Source organism: Nocardia sp. NPDC047648, assembly GCF_040642815.1.
Taxonomy (GTDB): Bacteria; Actinomycetota; Actinomycetes; order Mycobacteriales; family Mycobacteriaceae; genus Nocardia; species Nocardia gamkensis.
Window position 1 is genome coordinate 169,718 of the sequence record NZ_JBEYSX010000006.1, and the last position, 22,369, is coordinate 192,086.

24 protein-coding genes are annotated in these 22,369 nt (G+C 66.2%); 18 read left to right on the forward strand and 6 right to left on the reverse strand.

The genetic code is table 11. The annotated features are described in order from the left end of the window. Positions 1 to 23 precede the first annotated feature (23 nt). From ABZ803_RS15310 to ABZ803_RS15360, 11 genes are all read left to right on the forward strand, one after another. The gene (locus ABZ803_RS15310) at positions 24 to 1,580 is read left to right on the forward strand and encodes a hypothetical protein (RefSeq protein WP_357037601.1); all 1,557 of its coding nucleotides are present in this window, start codon (positions 24 to 26) and stop codon (positions 1,578 to 1,580) included. Position 1,581: 1 nt separating this feature from the next. Continuing rightward, positions 1,582 to 2,001 carry a hypothetical protein gene (locus ABZ803_RS15315; protein ID WP_357037604.1) on the forward strand — a complete coding sequence of 140 codons (420 nt, stop codon included), beginning with the start codon at positions 1,582 to 1,584 and terminating at the stop codon, positions 1,999 to 2,001. A gap of 3 nt (positions 2,002 to 2,004) precedes the next feature. Continuing rightward, positions 2,005 to 2,340, forward strand: coding sequence for a hypothetical protein (locus tag ABZ803_RS15320; RefSeq protein WP_357037607.1), 336 nt, complete (start codon positions 2,005 to 2,007; stop codon positions 2,338 to 2,340). Positions 2,341 to 2,342: 2 nt separating this feature from the next. After that, complete coding sequence (locus tag ABZ803_RS15325; RefSeq protein ID WP_357037609.1) at positions 2,343 to 3,380, forward strand: toprim domain-containing protein; 1,038 nt, start codon at positions 2,343 to 2,345, stop codon at positions 3,378 to 3,380. Between the two features lie 28 nt (positions 3,381 to 3,408). Continuing rightward, on the forward strand, positions 3,409 to 3,816 hold the full coding sequence (locus ABZ803_RS15330) for a hypothetical protein (protein ID WP_357037612.1): 408 nt from the start codon (positions 3,409 to 3,411) through the stop codon (positions 3,814 to 3,816). A 3-nt stretch (positions 3,817 to 3,819) separates the two neighbouring features. Further along, positions 3,820 to 4,740, forward strand: a complete 921-nt coding sequence (locus ABZ803_RS15335) for a DUF2637 domain-containing protein (protein WP_357037617.1) — start codon at positions 3,820 to 3,822, stop codon at positions 4,738 to 4,740. Beyond that, positions 4,737 to 4,937, forward strand: coding sequence for a hypothetical protein (locus tag ABZ803_RS15340; RefSeq protein ID WP_357037620.1), 201 nt, complete (start codon positions 4,737 to 4,739; stop codon positions 4,935 to 4,937). Before ABZ803_RS15335 ends, ABZ803_RS15340 begins: the two co-directional genes overlap by 4 nt. A 1-nt stretch (position 4,938) precedes the next feature. Next, complete coding sequence (locus ABZ803_RS15345) at positions 4,939 to 5,118, forward strand: hypothetical protein (RefSeq protein ID WP_357037623.1); 180 nt, start codon at positions 4,939 to 4,941, stop codon at positions 5,116 to 5,118. A gap of 693 nt (positions 5,119 to 5,811) precedes the next feature. Next, entirely contained in the window at positions 5,812 to 6,717 is a 906-nt protein-coding gene (locus tag ABZ803_RS15350) for a hypothetical protein (protein ID WP_357037626.1), read from the forward strand. Between the two features lie 248 nt (positions 6,718 to 6,965). Continuing rightward, positions 6,966 to 8,408, forward strand: a complete 1,443-nt coding sequence (locus tag ABZ803_RS15355) for a PIN-like domain-containing protein (protein WP_357037629.1) — start codon at positions 6,966 to 6,968, stop codon at positions 8,406 to 8,408. Positions 8,409 to 9,714: 1,306 nt separating this feature from the next. Next, positions 9,715 to 10,032 carry a hypothetical protein gene (locus tag ABZ803_RS15360; protein ID WP_357037632.1) on the forward strand — a complete coding sequence of 106 codons (318 nt, stop codon included), beginning with the start codon at positions 9,715 to 9,717 and terminating at the stop codon, positions 10,030 to 10,032. A gap of 129 nt (positions 10,033 to 10,161) precedes the next feature. On the opposite strand, the gene ABZ803_RS15365 is transcribed toward ABZ803_RS15360, so the two are convergent. Beyond that, the gene (locus tag ABZ803_RS15365; RefSeq protein WP_357037635.1) at positions 10,162 to 11,088 is read right to left on the reverse strand and encodes a helix-turn-helix transcriptional regulator; all 927 of its coding nucleotides are present in this window, start codon (positions 11,086 to 11,088) and stop codon (positions 10,162 to 10,164) included. A 396-nt stretch (positions 11,089 to 11,484) separates the two neighbouring features. Between ABZ803_RS15365 and ABZ803_RS15370 the strand changes: the two genes are divergently transcribed. Further along, the gene (locus tag ABZ803_RS15370; RefSeq protein ID WP_357037638.1) at positions 11,485 to 11,637 is read left to right on the forward strand and encodes a hypothetical protein; all 153 of its coding nucleotides are present in this window, start codon (positions 11,485 to 11,487) and stop codon (positions 11,635 to 11,637) included. 105 nt (positions 11,638 to 11,742) lie between these two features. On the opposite strand, the gene ABZ803_RS15375 is transcribed toward ABZ803_RS15370, so the two are convergent. The 3 genes from ABZ803_RS15375 to ABZ803_RS15385 form a co-directional block, all read right to left on the reverse strand. Further along, entirely contained in the window at positions 11,743 to 11,967 is a 225-nt protein-coding gene (locus ABZ803_RS15375; RefSeq protein WP_357037641.1) for a DUF6374 family protein, read from the reverse strand. Between the two features lie 122 nt (positions 11,968 to 12,089). After that, a complete protein-coding gene (locus tag ABZ803_RS15380; RefSeq protein ID WP_357037644.1) occupies positions 12,090 to 12,233 on the reverse strand; it encodes a hypothetical protein in 144 nt (47 codons plus the stop codon). Continuing rightward, the gene (locus ABZ803_RS15385) at positions 12,230 to 12,895 is read right to left on the reverse strand and encodes an LLM class flavin-dependent oxidoreductase (protein WP_357037647.1); all 666 of its coding nucleotides are present in this window, start codon (positions 12,893 to 12,895) and stop codon (positions 12,230 to 12,232) included. Before ABZ803_RS15385 ends, ABZ803_RS15380 begins: the two co-directional genes overlap by 4 nt. A gap of 293 nt (positions 12,896 to 13,188) precedes the next feature. Here ABZ803_RS15385 and ABZ803_RS15390 point away from each other — a divergent pair, with 293 nt between their 5' ends. The 3 genes from ABZ803_RS15390 to ABZ803_RS15400 all read left to right on the forward strand — a co-directional run bounded on the left by ABZ803_RS15390 (position 13,189) and on the right by ABZ803_RS15400 (position 15,646). Beyond that, complete coding sequence (locus ABZ803_RS15390) at positions 13,189 to 14,133, forward strand: ATP-binding cassette domain-containing protein (protein WP_357037650.1); 945 nt, start codon at positions 13,189 to 13,191, stop codon at positions 14,131 to 14,133. Beyond that, the gene (locus ABZ803_RS15395) at positions 14,130 to 14,891 is read left to right on the forward strand and encodes an ABC transporter permease (RefSeq protein ID WP_357037653.1); all 762 of its coding nucleotides are present in this window, start codon (positions 14,130 to 14,132) and stop codon (positions 14,889 to 14,891) included. The genes ABZ803_RS15390 and ABZ803_RS15395 overlap by 4 nt, the downstream gene beginning before the upstream one ends. 110 nt (positions 14,892 to 15,001) lie before the next feature. Then, entirely contained in the window at positions 15,002 to 15,646 is a 645-nt protein-coding gene (locus tag ABZ803_RS15400) for a hypothetical protein (protein WP_357037656.1), read from the forward strand. Positions 15,647 to 15,763: 117 nt separating this feature from the next. On the opposite strand, the gene ABZ803_RS15405 is transcribed toward ABZ803_RS15400, so the two are convergent. Next, positions 15,764 to 18,937 (reverse strand): BTAD domain-containing putative transcriptional regulator, encoded by a 3,174-nt coding sequence (locus ABZ803_RS15405; RefSeq protein ID WP_357037658.1) that lies wholly within the window; start codon positions 18,935 to 18,937, stop codon positions 15,764 to 15,766. A 240-nt stretch (positions 18,938 to 19,177) separates the two neighbouring features. Here ABZ803_RS15405 and ABZ803_RS15410 point away from each other — a divergent pair, with 240 nt between their 5' ends. Both ABZ803_RS15410 and ABZ803_RS15415 read left to right on the forward strand, forming a co-directional pair. Beyond that, positions 19,178 to 19,378 (forward strand): ferredoxin, encoded by a 201-nt coding sequence (locus tag ABZ803_RS15410; protein WP_357037661.1) that lies wholly within the window; start codon positions 19,178 to 19,180, stop codon positions 19,376 to 19,378. Between the two features lie 41 nt (positions 19,379 to 19,419). Beyond that, on the forward strand, positions 19,420 to 20,646 hold the full coding sequence (locus ABZ803_RS15415; protein ID WP_357037664.1) for a cytochrome P450: 1,227 nt from the start codon (positions 19,420 to 19,422) through the stop codon (positions 20,644 to 20,646). Between the two features lie 51 nt (positions 20,647 to 20,697). Here ABZ803_RS15415 and ABZ803_RS15420 read toward each other — a convergent pair whose 3' ends face one another. Then, positions 20,698 to 21,300: a hypothetical protein gene (locus ABZ803_RS15420; RefSeq protein WP_357037667.1), complete on the reverse strand. Its 603-nt coding sequence runs from the start codon at positions 21,298 to 21,300 to the stop codon at positions 20,698 to 20,700. Between the two features lie 57 nt (positions 21,301 to 21,357). Here ABZ803_RS15420 and ABZ803_RS15425 point away from each other — a divergent pair, with 57 nt between their 5' ends. Further along, positions 21,358 to 22,275 carry a hypothetical protein gene (locus ABZ803_RS15425; protein ID WP_357037670.1) on the forward strand — a complete coding sequence of 306 codons (918 nt, stop codon included), beginning with the start codon at positions 21,358 to 21,360 and terminating at the stop codon, positions 22,273 to 22,275. Positions 22,276 to 22,369: the final 94 nt, after the last annotated feature.

Consider the following 22,369-nt stretch of genomic DNA (forward strand, 5'->3'; position numbering starts at 1 on the left):
CCCACTGAGAGGAATTCACCGCAATGACCGACCGTAGCCCTGAGGACGAGATGATCGCCGAGGCCCGCAAGTTCGCGCGATCGCTGCCGGAACTGACCCGCCTGCACGCCCAGGCCCGCAACTTCTTGGAGCGCCGCACGATCCGCAAGGAGATCAGCCGGACGCTGCGTGAGCAGCGCCGCGAGGCCGAGGTGATGCGCAAGCATCAGCTGACCTGGACCAGCCAGGCTATCGACCGCTACCGCGTACACGTCCAAGCGGTCGCCGAGCGCGCGAACGACCCGAGCGTGGACCATGACCGGCGCGCCCGTGACGCTCACGCGCTGGCCGAACACCGCAACCGCCTGGCCCACGGCTTCATCGGCAACGAGCACCTGACCCGCACCGAGCAGGGCATAGCCCTCGACGGGTTGGACTCGGCGACGATCTTCCCGCATTTCAAGGTCGGCAACCTCTTCGCCAAAGCACACAAGGTCCGCGGCATCGACGCGCTGCGCTACCGCGCCCACGTCGCTCGTGAGACGGTCAACGCCCGCCAGCGCGCCGGGGCGGAGCGTGAGCAGGGCTGGCAGCACAGCCTGGACGCCGCGCGCCGAGCCAACGCCGAGGAGTCGCTGCTGGCGCGTATCGACGCCGCCCAAGCCGACCGTCACCGCTACACCGCGGAAATGACGTGGACCGACCCGGACGGCGGGAAGCTGACCGAATCCCGCTCGTTCGCCACCGAGCACAGCGCCACCAGTTGGTTGCAGCGCAACATCAGTGGCACGTCGTGGTCGGACGGCACCACCCTGGCGGTCGAGACCCGCGACACCCTCACCGCCGCGAAGCAACACGCCGATAGGGGCCGTCCCGAGACCGTCGCCGAGCAGCTCGCCGACCGGGAGACCGTACTGCGTGAGCGGACGTTGTCCGGGCAGGTGCACCGCGAGCAGCCCACCGCGGCGCAGGCCGGCGAGGGCGCCCGACAGCGCGAGAACACCGACCGCGAACGCCCGCCCGACACCGCCGGCGTTGACCGGCTGACGCAGGTGGAGCGCCAGTTGAACGACATGGCCGCCGACCGGGACCGGTTGGAAAACCGGGTCGGGATGCTGCAACGCGGCCTGGACTCGGTCACCGCCGACCGCGACGAGATCCGCCGCAAACTCGACACCGCCGAAGGGCACATCGAGGCGTTGAAGAACCGCAACCTGCGCCTGTCCGCGGAGGTCGACGCATTGCGCGCTCGGCCGGGCGTCGAGCAGCTGACCGCGGAGCGTGACCAGCTCAAGCAGGAACGCGACGAAGCGGTGCGCAAGCTCGTGCAGTCCACGCCCGAGCAGGAGCGCTACGGCAACCGCTCACGCCGCACCGCCGCCAACGGTCACGGGGCGGAGCAGGAGGAATCGAACCCGACGCTGGATGAGCTTCGCAACTCGGTACAGCCGGGCAACGACACCAGTCCGGTGGGCAAGCGCGCCAGCTACCTGCGCGACCTCGCCGGGACCGGCCGCGAGCAGGCCGGGCCGGACACCCAGTCCTGGCCGCGTCCGGAGCGCAACGGCAACGGCCGCAACGGTATCGAGAGGAGCCGTTGACATGGAACGCGAGCACGAGGAAGCGATGCGCATCGAGTTCGCCCGCTACACCCAGCTCGGCGAAGACCTGTCCCAGCCGCAGGCCACCGACGCCGATCGCGACCGCATCACCGCCCAGCGCCGCGAGATCGGCCAGCGGTGGGCCGACGGCCCGCACGCCGAGCACTGGGGCTACCTCGATGACGCCTACGAGGATTGGCGGCGCTCGCCGGAGCCGATGTTCCGGCTGGTGGACAACATCGTCTACAACGACGGCGCCGGAGCGACCGAGCTGCAATACCGCAGCTTGCAGCACTCGCTTCATCTGGCGATCCGCGACAGCCAAACCGTGCGCGACGCCTTCCACCGCCACACCAACCCCGGCATCGAACAGCAGCAGCCGCAGCCCGTGCGTGGGCGCGGTGTGCAGCGGGGGCGGTGAGTCATGCACATCGAGCACGAGGAAGCGATGCGCGAAGCGTTCGCCGAGGTCGACCGGCTGTCGCGGCTGCGGGACCGGCCGGGCGCCGGCGAGGCGGAGATCCACAGCCTCTACGCCCAGCAAGAAGCCCTCGACCAGGGGTGGCGCAACGGCCCGCATCCGGGGGAGTGGAAGTACCTGAAGGACGTCCACGACTTGTGGTCTCGCTCGCCCAGTGCTGTGCGGCGGATGCTGTCGTTGCCGGGCGCCGATTCGTTGAGCGAGGTGCAGCGGCGCAGTATCGAGCAGGCCCGCATCCTCACCGCCGCTCAGCGGCCCGAGATCGAGCGGGGGCGGTGACGATGACCGAACCGACACCGCAGCAGGGCCGCTCCTACGAGGTCGTCACCGCGGCGTTGATTCGCCGGGTGGGCCCGGCCAAGTGGCCGCGGGAGCCGCAGCAGTGGACGAACTATCTCTGCCCGGTGCACGAGGGCGACGGCCACCACCACAACCCCAGCCTGGGTGTGCGGTACGACCCCCGGCAGGGCAAGACGATGGTGCGCTGCTGGGCACGCTGCGACGACCAGGACGTGCTCGACCGCATCGGGTTACGGGTACGCGATCTGTGGGACCGGCTACCGGAACGCACCAACCAGCAGGGTTCTGCTCGTCGGCCGTACGCGGGCGGCGGGCGGCCCGCCCGCCCGGTGAGCGTCGCTTCGCCCGTCGAGAAAGCCATCCTGGCGGCCCGGTTTCCGCTGCCCGCCAAGCGGGATCTGGGTGCCCAGATCGGGGAGCCCGAGGCGGTGGACACCTACGTCTACCGGTGGCCGGGCGGTCGCGTCGAGGGCGCGGTGGTGCGGCTGCACACCCCGCACGAGCACGGGCACGCCAAGAGCTTCTATCAACGGCGCTGGACCGGAACCGAGTGGGTGAACACCGGCTTCGCTCCGCTGCCGTGGCAGCTCGCTGACGTGCGTGAAGCGCTCGACACCGGGCGCGAGTTGTACGTGTGCGAGGGCGAGAAGGACGTGCAACGAGCCCGCCAGGCCGGGCAGCTCGCGACGTGCAACGCGATGGGCGCGGGGAAGTGGACCGACGACCACGCCCGCTGGCTGCGTGGCGCTGGCCGGGTGATTGTTGTCGCCGATCGTGACCGGCCCGGCTACCGCCACGCCGCCCAGGTCGCCGAATCCCTCGCCGACCGTGTCGGCGAAGTCCGGGTGTTGCAGGCGCGCGACGGCAAGGACCTCTGCGACCACCTCGACGCCGGACACGACCTCGACGAACTGGAACCGGTCGCCTACCTCGACCGGCCCCGCTCCCAGCGCAGCATCCACGACCTGCACCCCACACCGACCAGCCGCGACCGGGCCGACCGGACCCGCACCCGCTGAACACCACAACAGGAAGGACCCATCCATCATGAGCACCAACACCTTCGGACAGCGTTTCCGCCGTGCCGCCCGCCCGGCGTCGGCGTTCACCAAGACCAGCAAGCCCGGCACCACCGTCTACGGCCGCATCGTCGCCGCCGTCGAGGAGCCGAAGCTGAAGTTCGGCGGCGCGCCCGGTGAGGTCGAACTCGACGACGACGGCCAGCCGGTCATGCAGACCGTCGTCACCCTCGACACCGGCGCCGGACCGCGCAACCTGTATGTGTCCTGGCGCATGGAACAGGCCATCGGGCTGGCGCTGGAGAACGCTGGCAGCGAGGACTTCGAGATCGGTGCGACCCTGTCGGTCACCTACACCGGACCTGACCCCGAGTACTCGCGGGCGCGGCTGTTCACCGCCGTCTACACCCCGGCCGCGGCGAGCAAGGGTGCGTGAGCCGTGACCGGACTCAGCTCCAGTGCGGACGCGGTGCGCAGCAGCGATCCTGCTGCGCACCGCAGCGCACCAGACGATGCACAGGCCGGTGCACGGACCCGCGAGCAGGTATCGGCGATCCGGTTCTTCTGGGGTGAATTGCTGTTGGTCGCGGCGATGTCGATCGCGGGCAACCTCGTGCACGCATGGATCAATGCACCGGACGGCAAGCAGCCGGTCGCGGCGTTCGTCGCCAGTTTCCCGCCGATCGCGTTGCTCGCAGCAACCCACGGTGTTGGGCTGCTCGTGCGCGCCCAGAACAAAGCACGCCTCGCGTACTGGGCTGTTGTCGCACTTACCGCCGCTATCGCGGTGGGCGCGTTCCGGCTGTCGTTCGACGCCCTGCGGGAGCTGTCGATTCAGGTGGGGATGAGCGAACACCTGGCATGGCTGTTCCCGCTCATCATCGACGGCGCCATCGGACAGGCCACCGTCGCCCTACTCGTGCTCGCACGCACCGACGGCGCCAGCCCCGAACCGGCGCTGCGCACCGAGCCGGAACCAGCGCACCGGCCCGACCCGGTACGCACCGTGTCGGTGCGCGAGGTTCACACCGAGACCCGGTCGACCTCGACCGAACTCACCGCGCAACAGGCGCCCCCGCAGCTGCGCACCGCCGACCAGACCGCGATCGAAGCCTCCGCGCACCATGCACCGGCACCCGTTGCGGAGGTCGACCGGTGGGCGCGGGTCGCCGAGCTGCTGTGCAGCGCTGACCCCTCGGGGCGGCGTGACCCGGAGAAGGTGACCGAGATCCTGCGCCTGCGTCACGAACAGAACTGGTCGCACGCGCGCATCGCCGAACACGTCAGCCTCAGCTCGTCCTCGGTGACCCGCACCCTCACCGCGGCCCAGGAACACCTCCAGGAAGGAGCCCACCAGTGACCAGCGTGGTCAACGTCCGACTGTCCGGCAGCGCCGACGCCGTCGCCGCGGTGACCGCGATGCTCACCGCCGCTGGATTCGATGCCCGGTTCGGCGAACGTATCTATCCCAACCGCAACAGCTTCGGGGTTCGCGCATACGGTGAGATTGCCGTAGCCGATGCCGTCCCAGTGTCTCGAGGGAGAGGGGAACCCTGACATGAAGATCATCTCAAAGCCGGTGACGTACGAGCCGCCGCCAGAGGCGGACAGTTTACGGTTCACACGCATCAGGTTTGTTGTGGCAGGTTTCGAACTCATCGACATCACGATCGAGTCCGGCGTTCGTCCGGTGGTCAGCGCTGGAACTGTCAGCGCAACCGACGAGGACGATCAATAGACACAGCGGAGGTTGCCAACTTCAGCCCCTTGGACTCGCTCGAATCGCACCTGAATAGCCGAAGGCCCGTCAGCCCGCCTGACGGGCCTTCGGCTGTGTCCGGACCCCGTACTTGCCGGGACACTGCCGGGACATTGACGGGACTTCGCCGGGACAGTGCCGGGACATACCAAGTCCCGGCACTGTCCCGGCACCTCGGCGTCGAAATCGCCGTGAGCTGGGGTGTTTGGCGTCGTCTTCCTCCCCACCCGGCCGACACTCTCTATGGCTTCGCTGTTCATAGAGAGTGTCGGCCGGGTGGGGAGGAAGCCAACACCAAACATTGGGGGAGGGAAAGGACCAGAAGAGAGAGACCACAAGGAAGGGAGGACCACAAGAGGGTTGAGTGGGTGGTTGCGTCAGGTGTCGAAGCTAGGTCTAGAGCCGCGCCACCTACGGTGGCGTGTTCGCGCGCCAGGACGCGCTCAGTGCGGTCGGGAATCGAGTGCGCATGGGCGGTTAACGACATGCGATTTCCGGCCGGGAGCGAGCACGTAGCGTCCGGGTGTGCGACGCAGGGTGAGAATTGACCACAAGAGGGGGCTGTGGCACCCGCATCGAAGGTCGGCCAGCGCTTCCCTCGCGTCATCAGCAACGCGGCGAAGGTGGTGAAGTACGAGCGAGCGGTATCCGGGAGTGCTTACGATTCTCAACATGGGCAAACCGCCGAAGCGCCAGGCATTCACTCATGAGCAGCGGATCAAGGCGTTCGTACTTCGTGCTCGCCGGATCGTCGCTCATTCGCTGTGGCGTGAGCACCGCGACACGATGGAGAAACTGCGTACTGCCGAGATGAAAGTCAACATCACACAGAACCTTCTGACCGGCGAGACTACCTACACCCACCGCGAGGAGTTCCCCTCCGAGGAACTTCTCGAGTCGCTCGCAGCTCGGGTACGTCCGCTCATCCTTGAGTCCGAGGAGTTGTATTACCCCAAAGTTCTTGACTCTATAGCTACCCTCGTGCCCGCAGCGAACTTCCCGGACTATGTGTTACCGATCGAAGACTGGCATACGCTTTGGGCCTCAGTGGCAACTCGTGACGAGTCAGCTCAGGCGTACTACATCGTGACCGACGGAGGTGCTGCCTCGGATCAGGACCTCATGTACGCGTGGTTATACGGCGACGTCGTACACGCCGACGACAAGGAAGCCGAGGCGAAGGGCCTCGGCATCGAACAGCGGTACAAAGCAGCCGCAGGAATCGTGACAAGGATCGTCGAGTGTGTAGAGTCGACTCTTCTCCTCGTGCAGGAGCTTATTGCTGAGCAGGTGTTGACGGTCGACCAAGAACTGTTCGAGCGCGAAGTCGTTGTGAAGCGGACTGTCTTTGAGACGCCGCTTCGACAGGCGCGCGTAGCAGATCGTGAAACCCCGTTGCCGTTGCACGTTGGCCCGCTCGACCACAGCATTTGGACTGACATGGCTGAGTTCGTCGCGCCGGGCATTCAAGCGGCGAAGTGTGCCACCTGGTGGAAAACTCGAGGTCTTCCCGGACCTCCGTCGCAATCGCGGCCTTTCCCCAGACAACGTGTAGTTCTCGAGGACTTCGATTCATGACCGGGCACACTGCGCCGATCCAAGGGCGTGGGGCGGCTCGACGTCGGCGACAGATGTGCTCAGCCGGTCGGACTTCGTCCCCAGGCGAGGACAGTCCGAACATGCGTGCGGCGGTTGCGCCGAAGCGGAGCACCGACATGCGCGCGGCCTGGCCCGGTTGATGCATAGCGACAACTGATGTCCGACCCGGAGGGAAACCTGTTGTCCCCGATGACTTGTTGCGCCTGCGGACGTACTACAGTGCCTGGATGGCCGATGCAGGGTCGCCGTCAAGGCGCCGGTTCGTAGATGAATTTTCCGCTTGGCTGAAACTGGAGGATCCGGCCAAAACGGGGAGCAAGATATATTTTGAGACTGCCATGATAGTGGTGGACACCAATGTGCTACTGGATCTTTATCGCGTCTCTTCTGCTACCCGCCAGGAGATTGTCGATGTTCTATCTCGAATCAAAGAACAGCTGTGGATACCATATCAGGTCGCATTAGAGTACAGTAGGAATAGGCGCAAAGCGGTAATAGATCGGAACAAGCAGTTCTCGGAAATTGGGAGTGTGCTGCGTAATTCCGAGAATGGTGCCATAGAAAAGCTCGAAGATGCATTAAGTAAGTTCTTAAAATTCCGAGAAAAGAATAGATCGAGTAGGGTTTGGGATCCTGTTACCTTCGGCGTCGACAAAGAAGGAATACGCGGCAGAATAAGAGGTATATGGCAGGAGGCACTGAAAGAGCTGGGCGAGCTTGAGGCTGAGATCGACTTATCAGTCGAAGACCTGGCGGCCGACCCAATTCTCGCGCAGCTCGATGACCTACTCACCGGCAGGGTGGGCGATTTGCCGTCGGCGAAAGATCTGCAAGAGCACGTTGAACATGCGTTGGAATTTAGGTACCCGAACAAAATTCCGCCTGGTTATGCCGACGTCAACGACAAGGACACGCCAGTTCGCCAAGCTGGTGACTATTTAGTCTGGCGTCAGCTGATCGACCATCTGAAAATCCAAGATACGACAGGTGTGCGGCGGGTCATGCTGGTAACGGGTGATTCAAAAGCTGATTGGTGGGAGCTGGACAGAGCTGGTAATCCAATCAACCCGCGGCCAGAGTTAGTGCATGAACTACGGCATGAGGCAAATGCCGAACTTCTGCTACTTTCCTTGACGCAACTTCTACAAGGCGCGAAAGACCACCTCGACTATCAAGTCTCCGACGCCGCCATATCGGAGGTGCAGGAGCAGGAAGAGGCGGACCAGTTAAGGGCATTGCTGCCGGATATCGTCCTCAATAGCAATGGTCCGATAAATCTCACCGACCTGCATCATATTGCGCTAGAGAAAATAGTCATGTACTTCCTCGTGTCGATTGGATGGGAGGTTTCGCGCCACGTTCTCGGTGCATCCTCAAGGGTGGATTTCATTGCCATTGATAGCGATGGACAGCGTGTTGCGATAGATGTGAAAATGCGCCGTAATGTCAAAATGTTGGATATTGACATAAAGCAACTGCAATATGCTGCTCAACATATGGATCATGAAAACCCGATCGACCGGTGTCTGCTTGTAACTACGGCTGCTATCACTCCCGCTGTGAGCAGATTTCTGGAAACTTTAGATAAGGTGGAGGTAATCGATGGACCGGCGCTGTGTAATTTACTCAAGGTGTATTGCGGATTGGATGTGTACATATCCGGTATATGACCTTCGTCCTCAACAGGGTGATTCGCAGTCGGCCTGACAACACTGGTTGCCCCATCAAGTCTGGTGTCGTGGACTACCGACAGTATGGACAGGGCGCATGTGCGCCCTTTGGAAGCAGCATGGCGAGTTGAACCATCTCTGTATGCATTCTCGGGTAGGAGGTCACGCACTTCAGGTCCGTGGCGTCCAGTTGGTTGCGTGACACCCCGGCAAAACATGGAGCGAGCGTGGTGGGGCGGGCGGGGCCGTAGAGGATCGGCGGGCGGAAGGTGTGAGGACAGCTTGCTATGGAACGGCGCTCCACTGCGGACGACTATCCGCGTCGTGAAATCGCAAGGTGCAGTGAAGCGCGCCCGCACGGCCGCGATGCCCCGTCGCGTCGGTGCAGTCGAACCGCCGCCGGTCGGGCGAGCTTACTGCCGATCTCGGGCGGGCTCAGCCCCGTACTGCCCGATTCGGACTCCACGCGTCGGCGTCGTTGCCACTGTCGGCTGTGTCTATCTAGGCGATACTTGGGATTGCGCCTATGCCAACGTCTGGGTGTTCAAGATCAACCATGCCCATAGCTCGACACCAATGTATTTTGCTTCTACGGTTGCGACTGACCAGTGTTTTACCAGGTCAGGACAGTGTTCGGAGTGTTTGATCTCATAATCCATTGGTCGCGGGTTCGAGCCCCGCCCGCCCCACAAATACCCGCTGACCAGCGCGTTTTCTTCCCGCGAGAGGTTTCGATCCAGAACGGCGCTCCTGTTCACCAATGGATTATCGCGGTAGCGCTGGGGCCATGGGGACCGCTCCCCTGGACGACACCCGCGAGCTGGCCGACGACTTCGCGACCGAGCTGCTGAGGGAAGATCCGCGGCATCCGGCATGCGACTCCGGAGGGCTCGCTGTAGTAACCGGCCGGTTGACTGCCGCGCCTTCTGCGCGAACACCCCGTTGATAGCCGGGTGTCCTACCGGCCTACGGACCGAGCTTCGCTATATCGGAGCATCCTGACCTGTCTATGCGCGTGCTGTGCAGCATTCACGGCCTGGGGCAAGCCGTTTCACTCGCCTCTCGCCAGTACCGCGTCGAGTGCCGTCCCGCCCGAAATCGGAAGGGAAATGAATCAATGCTGTACGCGCACAGGACGATTACCGCAGTTTCGCTCGTGCTGTACATGTGTATATCGCCATCGCACGGTTCAGTTCACCTCCGACGCCAAGGGCTAGGTGCCCCTGTAGCCATAGGTGGTGATGTCTCGTTTGGGGCGGTTCGACGCGGTGGCGCTACGATCACGCTAACATTCTGAGAGGAAATCATGACCAAGTCGACGGCCTTCGCCGCTGTGTTCTCTGCGGCCGCTGCCGCTCTGTTCTTCCTGCCCGCCGCACCCGCGCATGCCCAGTCCCCGCACTGCGCCAAGGCGATCGAGCTGATCAACATCGCGATCGACTCGAACGGCGGCACCTTGGACGGGGCGACGGCGGAAGCGCTGTCCGGCAGGCTCAGTGGCCTCGCCGATCTGGCCCAGGGTGCGGAGAAGGATGTCATCTCCGCCTATGCCTACGCGCTGGTAGATGAGAACGTCACCGATCTCAACCCCTACACCGACGAACTCAATCGCGTCTGCGCCTGACGGCCGACCAGACCCGAGGCGATGCTTCGACCTGACTGGGGATTCCTGGCTCTGCGGCCCGGATCCCCAGCGGGCCTGCTCCTTCGGTGAGACCGACCTGGATGGTGGAGGTGGCCGAGCATGAGCGCACTATGTGCCGCTCATCTCCGGGTCGATTCGGCGTAGCGCGGATGCCAGCCATTCGCTCTCGCGGTGCTCGGTCGGCATCGAGGCCAGTCCATGTGTCGCCTCGGCCACCGCTTCGGCCGTTCGCCCCAGTAGAGCCAGGACGCCTCCACGCTGTACGGCCCCGAATCCGGTACTCCACCAATACATCGACGCGGGGGGCTCGATGCCGTCCGCCGCTTCCGTCGCCGCGTCGGCCATCGACAGCGCGCGCTGTGCTTCGCGCCTCTCTCCATGCGCAGCCAGCAGTTCAGCTCGCCGCATTCGCCCGTAAGCGCTGACGATGGGGTGCGCATTCCGTACGGCCAATGCGGCGTCCGACAGTGCGACGACCTCCCCGAAGTTTCCCGCGCTGACAGTCACGTAGCCGAGGAATCCCAGGCTGTGCGCAAGCCGGTCCGGATCGCGGGACTCCTTCGCCAGGCTCACTGCTGTGCCGACGCTACGCCGTGCGGCAACGTCGGCGCCGATCGCATGCTCCAGCCATCCCCGATACTGCGTGACCTCTGACGCGAGAGCCGCCGCCTCGATCTTCGCCGTGCGTGCCTCGCGGGCAAATTCCTCGGTCATGGCTGACATGCCTCGCACCGCCGGGAGTACCGTGACCGCCCCGGCCGCGTCCTCGATGCGGCGCGTAGCCGCCAGCATCACCGCCACGTCGGACAGCGCGGTGGTGTCCACGCCGGCCGGTCTTCGCGCCACCGTCGTCAGCCGCTCCAGGTCCGCGCCTAGCACCCTCTCGTAGGCGGCGGAGACACCGGCAGGTACCGGACGCCGACCGGTCTCGATCAGCGACAAGTAAGCCTTGCTGTAGTAGCTCCGCTCGGCCATCGCCCGCAGCGAGATACCCGCTGCCTCGCGTGCGGCACGCAGGAGCGCACCCGGTTCCATTACTCCAGCCTAAGGGTTCGCCGAAGGATGTGGACGCCTGTGAACAGCGAAATTGTATGCGGCCCAGCTGTTGTCTCATAGTGTCGATCGCAGCCCCGCTGCCGAGCGGACAGTTGCCTCGGCGGCGGGAGCTCATCAACGACAGGGGACGAGGGGCAGGGGAATGCACGCACTCGGCTGGATAGATCCGACATCGCCGACACCGGAATGGGACCTCGCGCAGGTGCGCCGCTTGGCGCGGCGGTTGGGATACGAGCTGTGCTTGGCCGACCCTGGTTCAGAGCTAGGTCTTGTCGGACAGGCTGCGTCTTCGGGGGTCGAAGTGGTATTGCTACCGTCCTCGGCGCATGTGGATGCCGTGGTGCTGGACCGCTTGATGGCGATCGTCGAGGTGGAATGCGCGACGCCGCGAGCGTCGTTCGGGCGCTGGGCACCGGTGGGCGGGGTGCGCCGGTGAGCGCGGCGGAAGTCGGACTCGTCTTCGTTGTCGGCATGCCGCTGGCGGTCGTCGTCGCAATGATCCTCTGGCCGTCCGATTATGACGACTGAGCTGCCAACAGCGGCGACTCTCCGCCGGGCCCTGCGAGGTCGGCGAGTCTGCCCACCCGCCGTGCCGGCCCCATCGGCAGCGCTGGGCGCTTCGATCGCGGACCGTCAGTGGTTGCGTCCTCGGTAGTCGAGGCAGGCTCGGCCGCCGGTGGGTGGGGTGGTGGGTGTCATGGCTTCGGTGTAGGCGCGCAATCCTTCGGCGAGCTTGCCTGCCATGTTCTCCAGGTGTTCGGGGCGGAGGTGCTTGCCGAAGGCGGCGGCATCGAGCAGTTGCCTGCGTACGGCGTTGATCTGCGAGTAGGCGAACTGGGTGGGCTCGAGGTCCGGCATGCTCCGGCACCCTACCTCGAGTCGAACATGTTTTCGATACACGCGGGGTCTGGGGCGTCGGGCTTTCTGGCCGGGCACAGCGCTCTCGAAACCGGTGGGCTCGCATCTCACGCAGCGCCCGACTAGCGTCCGGCGAGCTCGGCGACGATCGGAGCGAACCTGTCGGCGAAGTCGGCGCCGAAGACGAAGTAGGAGAAGCCGATCTCCTCCCGTCGCCGCTGGATTTCCTCGGCGGCGGCCGCCGGATCATCCGGAAGTACGGTCACCGAGTCTGCCGCGCGAAGTGCCGCGGGTCGGTGTCGGGAGGCGCCATGAACGGCGCGACAGTGTCACCGATAACCGGCACGGCGAGCGCGAGCTCGACCTTCCCGTCGGTGCGGAAGTCGCGTGCCAGCCGCTCGACATCGCCCCGAGGCTGGTCCCCCAGCGGGAAGGTGACCGTATCGGCGACCTCGGCCGCCAGCGCCCGGGCCTTGGGACCGTAGACGGCCATCGCCACGGGCGTGTGACGGTCGGGGCCGTCGAGATCTCGCAGCCTCGTGACCGTCTCACGTACCTGTGCCAGCCGCTCGTTCGGCGGTGGTACTGCGGGCAGTCCCTTGTCGCGGAGCTCGTCCTCGATTCCCGGTCTGCCGGTGCCGATGCCCATCTCGAAGCGACCGTCGGTCAGCAGCGACAGCGAGTGCGCTTCCCACGCCGTCAGCCAGGCCGGGCGTAGCGGAGAGGCGTACACCCACGTGCCCACGCGCAGGTCGGTCAGGGCCGCGACGGTGGCCAGCATGGGGCCGGGCGCCGGTTGCAGCTGCGGAAAGTCGGGCACCAGCAGCGTCGAGTAGCCGCTGTCGGCGATGCGGCGCACGCGATCTCGCCACGTCGGCAGATCGGTTCTGAGCGGGGCAACGACCCCGAATCGAAACGGTCTCGTCATGTCCGGACTCCTGTCATTCGGTCTCTTCAGAGGAATCGACGACCGATCCATCCGAAATTCATCGGTGCAGCCGGAATCACGCTCCTGCGAACGTCCTGAACTCGGCATCAGGAGCGGTCGTGAGTGACACCCGTGTGGCAAGGAAGATCTTGCCGGACGAGTTGACCCAAGACGGCGGTACCCGGGTGTCCACTCGGCCGACATTCCCGCTGTGACCAGGGCTAACACCGTGTCAGTGGACGTGTCAGGCCGGTATCAGGCCTGTGTCAGCCATCCTGGCGACAGTTGTCCACATGAACAGCACAGCGATCGCGGCTTTCGGGCTGCGGAAGGCATACGGGGACAAGACGATCCTCGACGGCATCGATTTGAATATCGGTGCAGGGACGATTTTCTCGCTGCTCGGTCCGAACGGGGCGGGTAAGACGACGACGGTGAACGTGCTGACCACCCTGCTGAAGGCCGATGGCGGCACGGCGCGGGTGGCCGGGCACGATATCGCGACCGAGCCCAAAGCGGTGCGCGCGGCCATCGGGGTCACCGGTCAGTTCGCGGCGGTGGACGATCTGCTGACGGGGGAGGAGAACCTGTGGCTGATGGCGGATCTGCATCATCTGCGGGCCGCCGAGGGCAAGCGGGTGGTCGCCGAATTGCTGGAACGGTTCGATCTGGTGGAATCGGCGCGAAAGCCGGCGTCGACCTATTCCGGGGGTATGCGCCGGAAATTGGACCTGGCGATGACGCTGGTCACCAAGCCGGCCATCGTTTTCCTGGACGAGCCGACGACCGGACTGGATCCGCGCAGCCGTCGCACCATGTGGGAGATCGTCCGGGAGTTGACGGACGGCGGTGTCACGATCTTCCTCACCACCCAGTACCTCGAGGAAGCCGATCAGCTGGCCGACCGGATCGCGGTGCTCGACCAGGGCCGCATCGTCGGCCAAGGCACACCCGAGGAACTCAAGCGCCGCGTGCCCGGCAGCCACATCCGGCTCCGGTTCACCGACGTCACGGCGCTCGATGCGGCGGCGCGGATCCTGCCCGGCGCCACCCGCGACGACGAGGCTCTGACTTTGCGGGTCGCGGGCGACGGCGGCACGAAATCACTACGGGACCTGCTGGACCGGCTCGCCGAACACTCGATCGACGCCGACGAGGTCTCCGTCCACACCCCCGACCTCGACGACGTTTTCCTTTCCCTGACCGGTCACGCCACCACGGAGGCTGTCGCACAATGAGCACCATTACCGCACCGCTGGCCGATTCGTCGATCATGTTGCGTCGCAACTTCAAGCACATCGCCCGGAGTCCGGTCACCATATTCAACGCGGCTTTCATGCCGGTCGTGATGATGCTGATCTTCGTATACGTATTCGGCAACGCGTTCGATGTCGGCGAACAGTACATCAACTACGCGACCCCGGGCATGATCCTGCTGGCCATCAGTTACGGGTTGTCGGGCACCGCGGTATCGGTGAGTTCCGATATGGCGAAGGGCATCATCAACCGTTTCAAGGTCATGGACGTCTCCCGCAGCGCCGTACTGACCGGCCATGTCGCGGCCACCGTTCTGACCAACGTGATAGCCATCGCGGCCGTGCTCGGCGTGGCATTCCTGCTGGGCTTCCGGTCGTCGGCGACCGCGCTCCACTGGCTCGGCGCGATCGGCATCATGGCGGCCACATCGTTCGCCGCCTCCTGGCTCACGGTCGCACTGGGCATGGCCGCGAAGACTCCGGAATCCGCGGGCATGACCGTGGTGCCGCTGATCATGCTGCCGTTCGTGAGCAGCGCGATCGTGCCCGCCGACCAGATGGGACAGGGTATCCGGCAGTTCGCCCGGTATCAGCCCTTCACCCCGATCATCGAAGCCTTGCGCGGGTTTCTCGGTGGCCATCCTTCCGGCGGCTACACGGCGGCCGCGCTCGCCTGGTGCGCCGGGTTCGCCCTGGTCGGATACCTGTGGTCGCGGGCCACGTTCAACAAGCGCGCGTAGTCGCCCGGCTGACCGCGCTGATCGGGGCGCGTCCGCGATGCGCCGAAAGCGGCGTCACCGGCCGGGTCCGCCATTCATTTCACCCACCGAACAATTTCGAGGAGACAGCCATGCCCACGTTCGAGACACCGAAGCCGATCGTCGTCACCGTCGACGTGCTCTCCGGCAACGTCACTGTGATCGCCTCCGACCGTACCGACACCGTCGTCGAGGTCCGGCCGGCCGATGGGTCCAGAAAGGGTGACGTGCGCGCCGCCGAGCAGACCGAGGTCGCTTTCGCCGCAGGCATATTGACCGTCAAGACGCCGAAAGACTGGCGGACCTACAGCCCGTTCGGCGGCAACCCGTCGATCGAGGTGACCATCGAGGTACCGACCGGCTCCCGGCTGAAGGGCACGGCCGCTGTGGGCCGATTGCAGGGCACCGGCGAACTCGGCGAGTGCGACCTGGAGATATCCGCCGGCGACATCACCGTCGAGCGCCCGGGCGGTTCGGTGACCGCGAAAACCGCCAAAGGCGACATCCGCATCGGCGAAGCCTCCCGCGGCGTGCTCCGCTTGGAGACATCCATGGGTGAGCTGGAGGTGGGTATCAGCCCGGGCAGCGCGGCGCGGCTGGAAGCCGACGCCCGCTCCGGCGCCGTGCAGAACCTGATGCGACCGGTCGACCGGCCGCAAGGCAAGGAGGACACCGTGGAGGTGTACGCACGTAACTCCTACGGCAACATCATCATTCGGCACGCCACCGCCGCCTAGCTCATCCAGCTCAGCAGCCCAGCCACCCGCACCCCACGTCAGCGTGGTGACCACCGCACCCCGGTGCACGACTCCATGTCGGGTCGTGCACCGGGGTGCGGCCGTGTTCCGCAATGCTCAACCAGCGAGCGTCGTCGCGACCAGCTCACTCCAATTCGCCTGCGCACCTTCCCTCGTCGCCTCGGTGAACCGTGCTTCTCCGAGGCGATGTCGTGCTGTCTGCTCGATCCGAGCCACGTCCGGTTGAGAACGATCGGGCAGTCCGCGTACCGCGGCACTCGCCGCGAGCAGTCGCACGGCCTGTTCGTCCTGGCCGTCGCGCAGCGCCAGATCCGCGACACCGACGAGGATTTGGGCGATGAGGGGCGCGTAGCCCGCCGCGGATGCCGCCTGGAAGGCCGCGGCACGTTGTTCGCGGGCTTCGTCGAGACCGTCCGCGAGGTAACCGAGCAGGTCGTGTGTCACCGCCTTGACGTAAACCTGCTCCGCGTCGCTGCCCAGCATGGTCGTCGCGAGCTCGATCTCCCGGTGCGCCTGTGCGGTGTCGCCGTTCCAACGAGCCAGTTGCGCCTTCGCGAAGGCGAGTTCGGCCAGTGCGTTCTGCCAGGCTGACCGGTCGGCGTACCGCTGCCCCGCGGCGATGGCGGCCGCACTCGCCTCCGCATCACCGAGCAGCCAGTACAGCTGAGCCTGCCTGGCCCGCATCAGGAAAACGTCCTCGATCGCGCCGACTTCGGTGACCACCGCGATCGCCTGGTCGAGGTGTTCGCACGCGGCGGCGAACTCGCCGCGCATGGCGATTCGATTCGCCAGTTCGGTCAGCGCGAACGACATTCCCCAGCGCTCGCCGATGGCCCGGAACTCGGCGAGCGCCGTCTCGAGATACGTGTCCGCCTCCCGGCCCTCCTGGCCGAGTGCGATCCGCGCCTTGCCCAGTTGGAGCCGGGCCAGTGCCCGCACCCAGGGATCGTCGTCGGCGAGCAGCGGTTCGAACGCGGGCAGCAGCGCGTCGGGCCCCTGCAACATGCGTTCCATCGCGGCGACGAACCCCAGCAAGGGGTATCGGCTCTTGCTGCGCCGGCTGAATCGGTATGCCTGGTGGATCCATTCCTCCACTTGGTGCTCGTCGGTCGGCCCGGAATTCATGAAATGCACGACCAGTCCGTACACCCTGGCGCGGATCTCGTCGTCCACCTCGCCGGGCAGCTCCGCGGCCGCGGTGATCAGCTCCATGCCTTCGGCCTTGTGCCCGCTGAGCCACCAGTACCAGCCCGTGGCCGCCGCGAGCCGCATCGCCTCGGCCGCGTCGCCCGCCGCGAGCGCGCCACGCATCGCGACGGCGATGTTGTCGTGCTCGGCTTCCAGCGTGGCGAGCCACTCCAACTGCTCGGCGCGGCGCAGGTGCGGCTCCGCGCTGTCGGCGAGTCCAGTGAAGTAGGCGAGATGCGCCCGGCGCACCGCGTCCGATTCCCCCGCCTCCGCGAGCCGGTCGAGGGCGTACTGCTTGATCGTGTCGAGCATCCGATAGCGCGGTTCGCCGTCCCCGGCGGTGAGCAGCGATTTCTCGGTCAGCGCGGTCAGCAGCTCGAGCATCTCCCATTGCTCGACCACCATGTTCTTCGCGCCCGCCTGCCGTTCGGGCCCGCTCTCCGTGCCCGCGCAAACCTGCTCGGCCGCTTCCAGGCTCGCGCCGCCGGAGAACACCGCGAGTCTGCGCAGGACCATCCGTTCGGCGTCGGTGAGCAGCTCCCAGCTCCAGTCGACCACCGCGCGCAGTGTCCGATGCTGCGGAAGCGCGGTACGGCTGCCGCCGGTCAACAGGCGGAACCGATCGTCGAGGCGGGTGGCGAGCTGATCGAGGGACATGGTGCGCAGCCTGGCCGCGGCCAGTTCGATCGCCAGCGGGATTCCGTCGAGCGCCCGGCAGACGCGCGCCATGGTCGACAATGCGCGGGCATCGGCCGCGAGATCCTTGCGCACCGCACCGGCCCGGTCGCGCAACAGCTGAACGGCCGGGGAGGACTCGATCTCGTCCGGGCCCGCGTTCTCGGTGGGCAACGCCAGCGGCTCGACCTGCCATATCGCCTCACCCGTGATGCCGAGCGGTTCTCTGCTCGTCGCGAGGATCCGCAACCGGTGACATTCGCCGAGCAGCCGGTGCGCGAACGCCGCCGCGGCCTCGATCACGTGCTCACAGTTGTCCAGGATCAGCAGCGTTTCGCGCTCGCGGATCGCGGCGACGAGCCGGTCCATCGGCTCCGCGTTCGGTGCGCCGCCGAGCAGTGCGTCTCGCAGCCCGAGCGCGGCGAGCGCCGACTGCGACACGTCACCACTCGCGCCGACCGACGCCAGCTCCACCAGCCATGCCCCGTCCGGTAGGTCGTCGAGCATGGTCCGCGCGGTTTCCATAGCCAGCCTGGTCTTGCCGGAGCCGCCGGGCCCGGTCAACGTGGTGAGCCGATGGTCGGCGATGAGTTCGCGCACGACGGCGACGTCGGCGTATTTGCCGACGAACTTGGTCAATTCGGCCCGCAGGTTCGTCTTGCGGTCGGTTTCCCGCGCGCCCACTTCGCCGCGCAGCAGCGCGACGTGCAGGGCGGAGAGTTCCGGTGAGGGGTCCACGCCCAACTCGTCGGCGAGTGCCTCCCGGGCCTGCTGGTACACGACCAGTGCCTCGTTGCCGCGACCCGCGGCGCCGAGCGCGCGCATCAGCGCGGCCACGAGCCGTTCGCGCACCGGGTGCCGGGCCACCAGTTCGGTGAGTTCGGCCACCAGTTCCTGACCCCGGCCGAGGCGGATCTCCGCTTCGTACAGATCTTCCATGGCGGCCAGGCGCAGCCCCTCGAGCCGGGTGACCACCGCGTCGAAAGCTTCGCTGTCCTGGATACCGATGTCCTGCATCGGTGCGCCGCGCCACAGGTCGACGGCCTCGCGCAGCAGTCCGGCCTGCCCCGCGTCCGCACCGCCGCGTGCCTGGTCGAGAAGCTGTTCGAATCGCACGGCGTCGACAGCGCCGGGTTCCACCGTCAGCCGGTAGCCGCCCGCCTGCGCGTCGAGCAACCCGTCCGGCAGCAACTTGCGCAGCCGGGAGACCAGCGCCTGCAAGGCATTCGCGGCGTCGGAGGGTGGCTGTGCACCCCAGATCCGGTCGACCAGCGTTGTTTTGGCGACCACGCGACCGGGCTCGAGCGCGAGGGCGATCAACAGGGCCCGCAACCGAGCGCCCGGTACCTCGATCGATCCGCCGTCGTCCAGTCGGATCTCGAGCGGTCCAAGCATCCCGATTCGCACCGGCCCATTCTGCCGTGGACGATCGGCAGTCGGCGGGCCGCCCGTCCCCGGGGTGATAACCGGTCCGACGGCATCGACCGGCAACGACCAGGACGGTTTCCCGCCGTCGAAAACCGTGTCAGCGGACGTGTCAGGTCGGTGTCAGGGCGGTATCAGCCGGGCCGCCGACAGTATCCCTGTGAATAGTTCAGCGATCGCAAGTGGCGGCATGCGCTCCCTGCCCCGCACCGGGGGTTACCAGTGGAACTGAGGGTGGATCGTGAGCGCTGCATCAGCGCGGGCATGTGCGCATTGACCGCCCCCGAAGTGTTCGACCAGGACACCGTGGACGGCCGGGTGGTCTTGCTGAACCGCACGCCCGGGCCCGACCAGGGATCTGCGGTCCGCGAGGCCGCACAGGTGTGCCCGTCCGGCGCGATCACCCTCGTCTCCGGCGACTAGTCCACAGCTCCGGCACAACAACCGCAACGAAGGGAAACCTGATGACTCGAGCAGTTCCCATCCCGAACGGCCTCCCCATGGAGCGCGACGCCGGCCCCTTCGACCCGCCCCGCGAAATCACCCGGCTGCGCGAGACCCGCCCGGTCTGCCCCTTGATCTTCCCCGACGGTCACGAGGGCTGGCTCGTCACCGGCTACGACGCGGTCCGCAGGCTCATGGCCGACACCCGGTTCAGCTCCCGCCAGGACATCGGCATTCTCCACGTGCCGTTCCCGACCCCGGGCATGCCCGCCGCTACCGAACCGTCCCCGCAGGTGCCGGGCTTGTTCGTCGCCATGGACCCGCCGGACCACACTCGGCTGCGGCGCAAGCTGACCGGCGCCTTCACCGTCAAACGCATGAAGCAGCTCGAAGAGCGCATCGTCGAGATCACCGAACGGCAGCTGGACGAGATGGCGCGGCTGACGCCGCCGGTGGACCTGGTCGAGGCGTTCGCGCTGCCGGTGCCCTCGCTGGTGATCTGCGAGCTGCTCGGCGTCCCCTACGCCGATCGGGAGACCTTCCAGGTCAATTCCGCCAAATTCCTGGTCAAGGAACAGTCGCTGGAAGAGAAGATGGCCGCCTACGGCGCGATGACCACGTACCTGGCCGGACTGGTCACCCGTAAACGCGCCGAACCCGGCGAGGACATCCTGTCCGATCTGGCCCGCCACGACGACCTCACCATCGAGGAGCTGACCGGCATCGCCTTCCTGCTGCTGCTCGCGGGCCACGAGACCACCGCCAACATGCTGGCCTTGGGCACCTTCGCGCTCCTGGAGCACCCCGAACAGCTGGCGCAACTGCGCGCCGACCCGGATCTGGTGCCCGGCGCCGTCGAGGAATTGCTGCGCTACCTGTCCGTCGCCGACATCTTCTACCGCTACGCGACCGACGACATCGAACTCGGCGGCGAGACCATCGGCAAGGGCTCGACCGTCGTCGTCTCGTTGCTGGCCGCCAACCACGACCCCCAGCGCTTCGACAACCCCGACACCCTGGACATCCACCGCACGGCCCGCGGGCTGGTGTCCTTCGGTCACGGCATCCACCAATGCCTGGGCCAGCAATTGGCCCGCATCGAGATGCGCGCCGGTTTCACCGGTCTGCTGCGCCGCTTCCCGGCCCTCGAGCTGGCCATCCCCGCAGGCGAAGTGAAACTCAAGACCGACATGAATATCTACGGCGTCCACGAACTGCCGGTCACCTGGCCGGAAACGGCCCGGTAAAACGGAAGAACCTCGGGCGGGGATTCGGTGGATCCCCGCCTCGAGGACCGGTCAAGACAGTCGCGCCCCGATGGTGTGCGCGGTGGCTTCGATGATGATGCGGAGGCGGGATTCGGACAGGGCGGAGTCGGGGAAGAAGACTTGCCGGTTGACCAGTCCGTCGATCACGGTGACGCAGAGTTCGGCGGCCGTGGTGTCCACGGTGTGGCCGGCTTCGGCGCACCGGTCGTGGATCACTTGGACGAATGCGGCCCGTGCCGTCTCGAAGTGGCGGTGCAGTTCGGCGTCGGCGCGGGCTTCGGCGAGCAGATGGTGTCTGGCGAGCACCCGGTGCCGGGCGTGTGGCGCCGTCATCTCGAGGACGAAGTTCACGGCGATGTCGGACAGACTCGGTGCGGGGGATTCCGGGGTGTCGAAGTGGCGGGCGGCGACAGCCATGTCCTGGGCGAACAGTTCGTCGGAAGCCATGTGCAGCAGTCGTTGCCTGGTGGGCGCGTGGTAGTTGACCGAGCCGGACGGCAGTCGCGCGGCCGCGTCGACCGCGCGATGGGTGAGGCCGCGCGGACCGTGTTCGCCGAGCACGCGCAGCGCGGCCTCGGCGATGACGGCGCGCCGCTGTGCCGAGTCCTGCCGCTGCCGCCTCGGTTGTGTCATGTCACGAAACCTACCCATCCCGGGCCGGGCCGCCGCGAGCCCCGCTAGTCTCAACACATGTTGAGATTATCGACCCGCCGTCGCGCGCTGTCGATCGCGGCGGCTGCCGCGGGCGCGTTCGCTGTCGTGACGACCACCGCTTTCGCCCGCGCGGAGAACCGCCAGGACAACAGCCGTTATGCCGGATACTCGGCCGGGGATCGGGCCGAGCCGTACGCGCGGTTCATGGCCGAGCGCACGGCTCCACCGCAGCCCGAGGTCACCGCCGCCTATGCGGCACCGGCGACCCCGAGCGAGCGGATCCCGGCGTTCTCGTCCTTGGTCGCCGATCTCGCGCCGACAGGATATTCGCCGATCGAAACCGGGTACGGGCAAACCGATTCGGGGATGGTGTGGGTCGCGGTACGCACCGAGATGCCGCGTGTGACGGCGGCGATGTGGGATTGGTGGTTCGGCTGGCACATGGTCGAGTCCGCTCGGTACAAGCTGTGGCATCCGGACGCGCATCTGTACAGCGAGGTGGCCGTCGACCGGCTCGGCGCACCGATGGCAGACCGGGAACGGTACGTCGGAAACATCTCGTACGTCGACGAATACATCGGCCCGAAGCTGCAACAGCTCGCCATCGCATTCCATGATCCGGTCTCCTACGGCTTCACCGTTCCCGGCGATCACACGGTGATTCTCGGCCGCGTCGGCAGCAGCGTGGCTCCGGTGGATCTGGGCTGGTTGGCACACCAGGTGCGGCCCATCCCCGGAGGCTGCGAAATGCGCAGCCGTTTCTACCTCGGGCTGTACGGGCCGCACGCACCCGATTCGCTGCACACCGCGCGTGCGATCCAGCGCGGCGCCGCCGCCGACGTGCGCGATCTGCTTCCCGGCCTGGATCTGGCCCGGGACCTGATGATGCACTGCGGCCAGGAAATGAACCATCTCGCCCAGTTCCTGCCGGAGTTGTACCGCGAATTCGAGTGAGGATTTCTCCTGGACGCGTCGGCGTCGCCACCCGCGGATCCCCTTTGATACTCGCCGGTAACTGTTACAACTCCCAATAGCTTCTAGGTAGCTG

Coding starts and splice junctions, on each gene's coding strand:
- ABZ803_RS15325 (WP_357037609.1), top strand. CDS start 2,343: ATGACCGAACCGACACCGCAGCAGGGCCGCTCCTACGAGGTCGTCACC.
- ABZ803_RS15385 (WP_357037647.1), bottom strand. CDS start 12,895: ATGACGAGACCGTTTCGATTCGGGGTCGTTGCCCCGCTCAGAACCGAT.
- ABZ803_RS15375 (WP_357037641.1), bottom strand. CDS start 11,967: ATGCCGGACCTCGAGCCCACCCAGTTCGCCTACTCGCAGATCAACGCC.
- ABZ803_RS15345 (WP_357037623.1), top strand. CDS start 4,939: ATGAAGATCATCTCAAAGCCGGTGACGTACGAGCCGCCGCCAGAGGCG.
- ABZ803_RS15355 (WP_357037629.1), top strand. CDS start 6,966: ATGGCCGATGCAGGGTCGCCGTCAAGGCGCCGGTTCGTAGATGAATTT.
- ABZ803_RS15400 (WP_357037656.1), top strand. CDS start 15,002: ATGCCCACGTTCGAGACACCGAAGCCGATCGTCGTCACCGTCGACGTG.
- ABZ803_RS15420 (WP_357037667.1), bottom strand. CDS start 21,300: ATGACACAACCGAGGCGGCAGCGGCAGGACTCGGCACAGCGGCGCGCC.
- ABZ803_RS15425 (WP_357037670.1), top strand. CDS start 21,358: ATGTTGAGATTATCGACCCGCCGTCGCGCGCTGTCGATCGCGGCGGCT.
- ABZ803_RS15360 (WP_357037632.1), top strand. CDS start 9,715: ATGACCAAGTCGACGGCCTTCGCCGCTGTGTTCTCTGCGGCCGCTGCC.
- ABZ803_RS15320 (WP_357037607.1), top strand. CDS start 2,005: ATGCACATCGAGCACGAGGAAGCGATGCGCGAAGCGTTCGCCGAGGTC.
- ABZ803_RS15395 (WP_357037653.1), top strand. CDS start 14,130: ATGAGCACCATTACCGCACCGCTGGCCGATTCGTCGATCATGTTGCGT.
- ABZ803_RS15370 (WP_357037638.1), top strand. CDS start 11,485: ATGCGCGACGCCGCGAGCGTCGTTCGGGCGCTGGGCACCGGTGGGCGG.
- ABZ803_RS15310 (WP_357037601.1), top strand. CDS start 24: ATGACCGACCGTAGCCCTGAGGACGAGATGATCGCCGAGGCCCGCAAG.
- ABZ803_RS15365 (WP_357037635.1), bottom strand. CDS start 11,088: ATGGAACCGGGTGCGCTCCTGCGTGCCGCACGCGAGGCAGCGGGTATC.
- ABZ803_RS15390 (WP_357037650.1), top strand. CDS start 13,189: ATGAACAGCACAGCGATCGCGGCTTTCGGGCTGCGGAAGGCATACGGG.
- ABZ803_RS15330 (WP_357037612.1), top strand. CDS start 3,409: ATGAGCACCAACACCTTCGGACAGCGTTTCCGCCGTGCCGCCCGCCCG.
- ABZ803_RS15315 (WP_357037604.1), top strand. CDS start 1,582: ATGGAACGCGAGCACGAGGAAGCGATGCGCATCGAGTTCGCCCGCTAC.
- ABZ803_RS15415 (WP_357037664.1), top strand. CDS start 19,420: ATGACTCGAGCAGTTCCCATCCCGAACGGCCTCCCCATGGAGCGCGAC.
- ABZ803_RS15350 (WP_357037626.1), top strand. CDS start 5,812: ATGGGCAAACCGCCGAAGCGCCAGGCATTCACTCATGAGCAGCGGATC.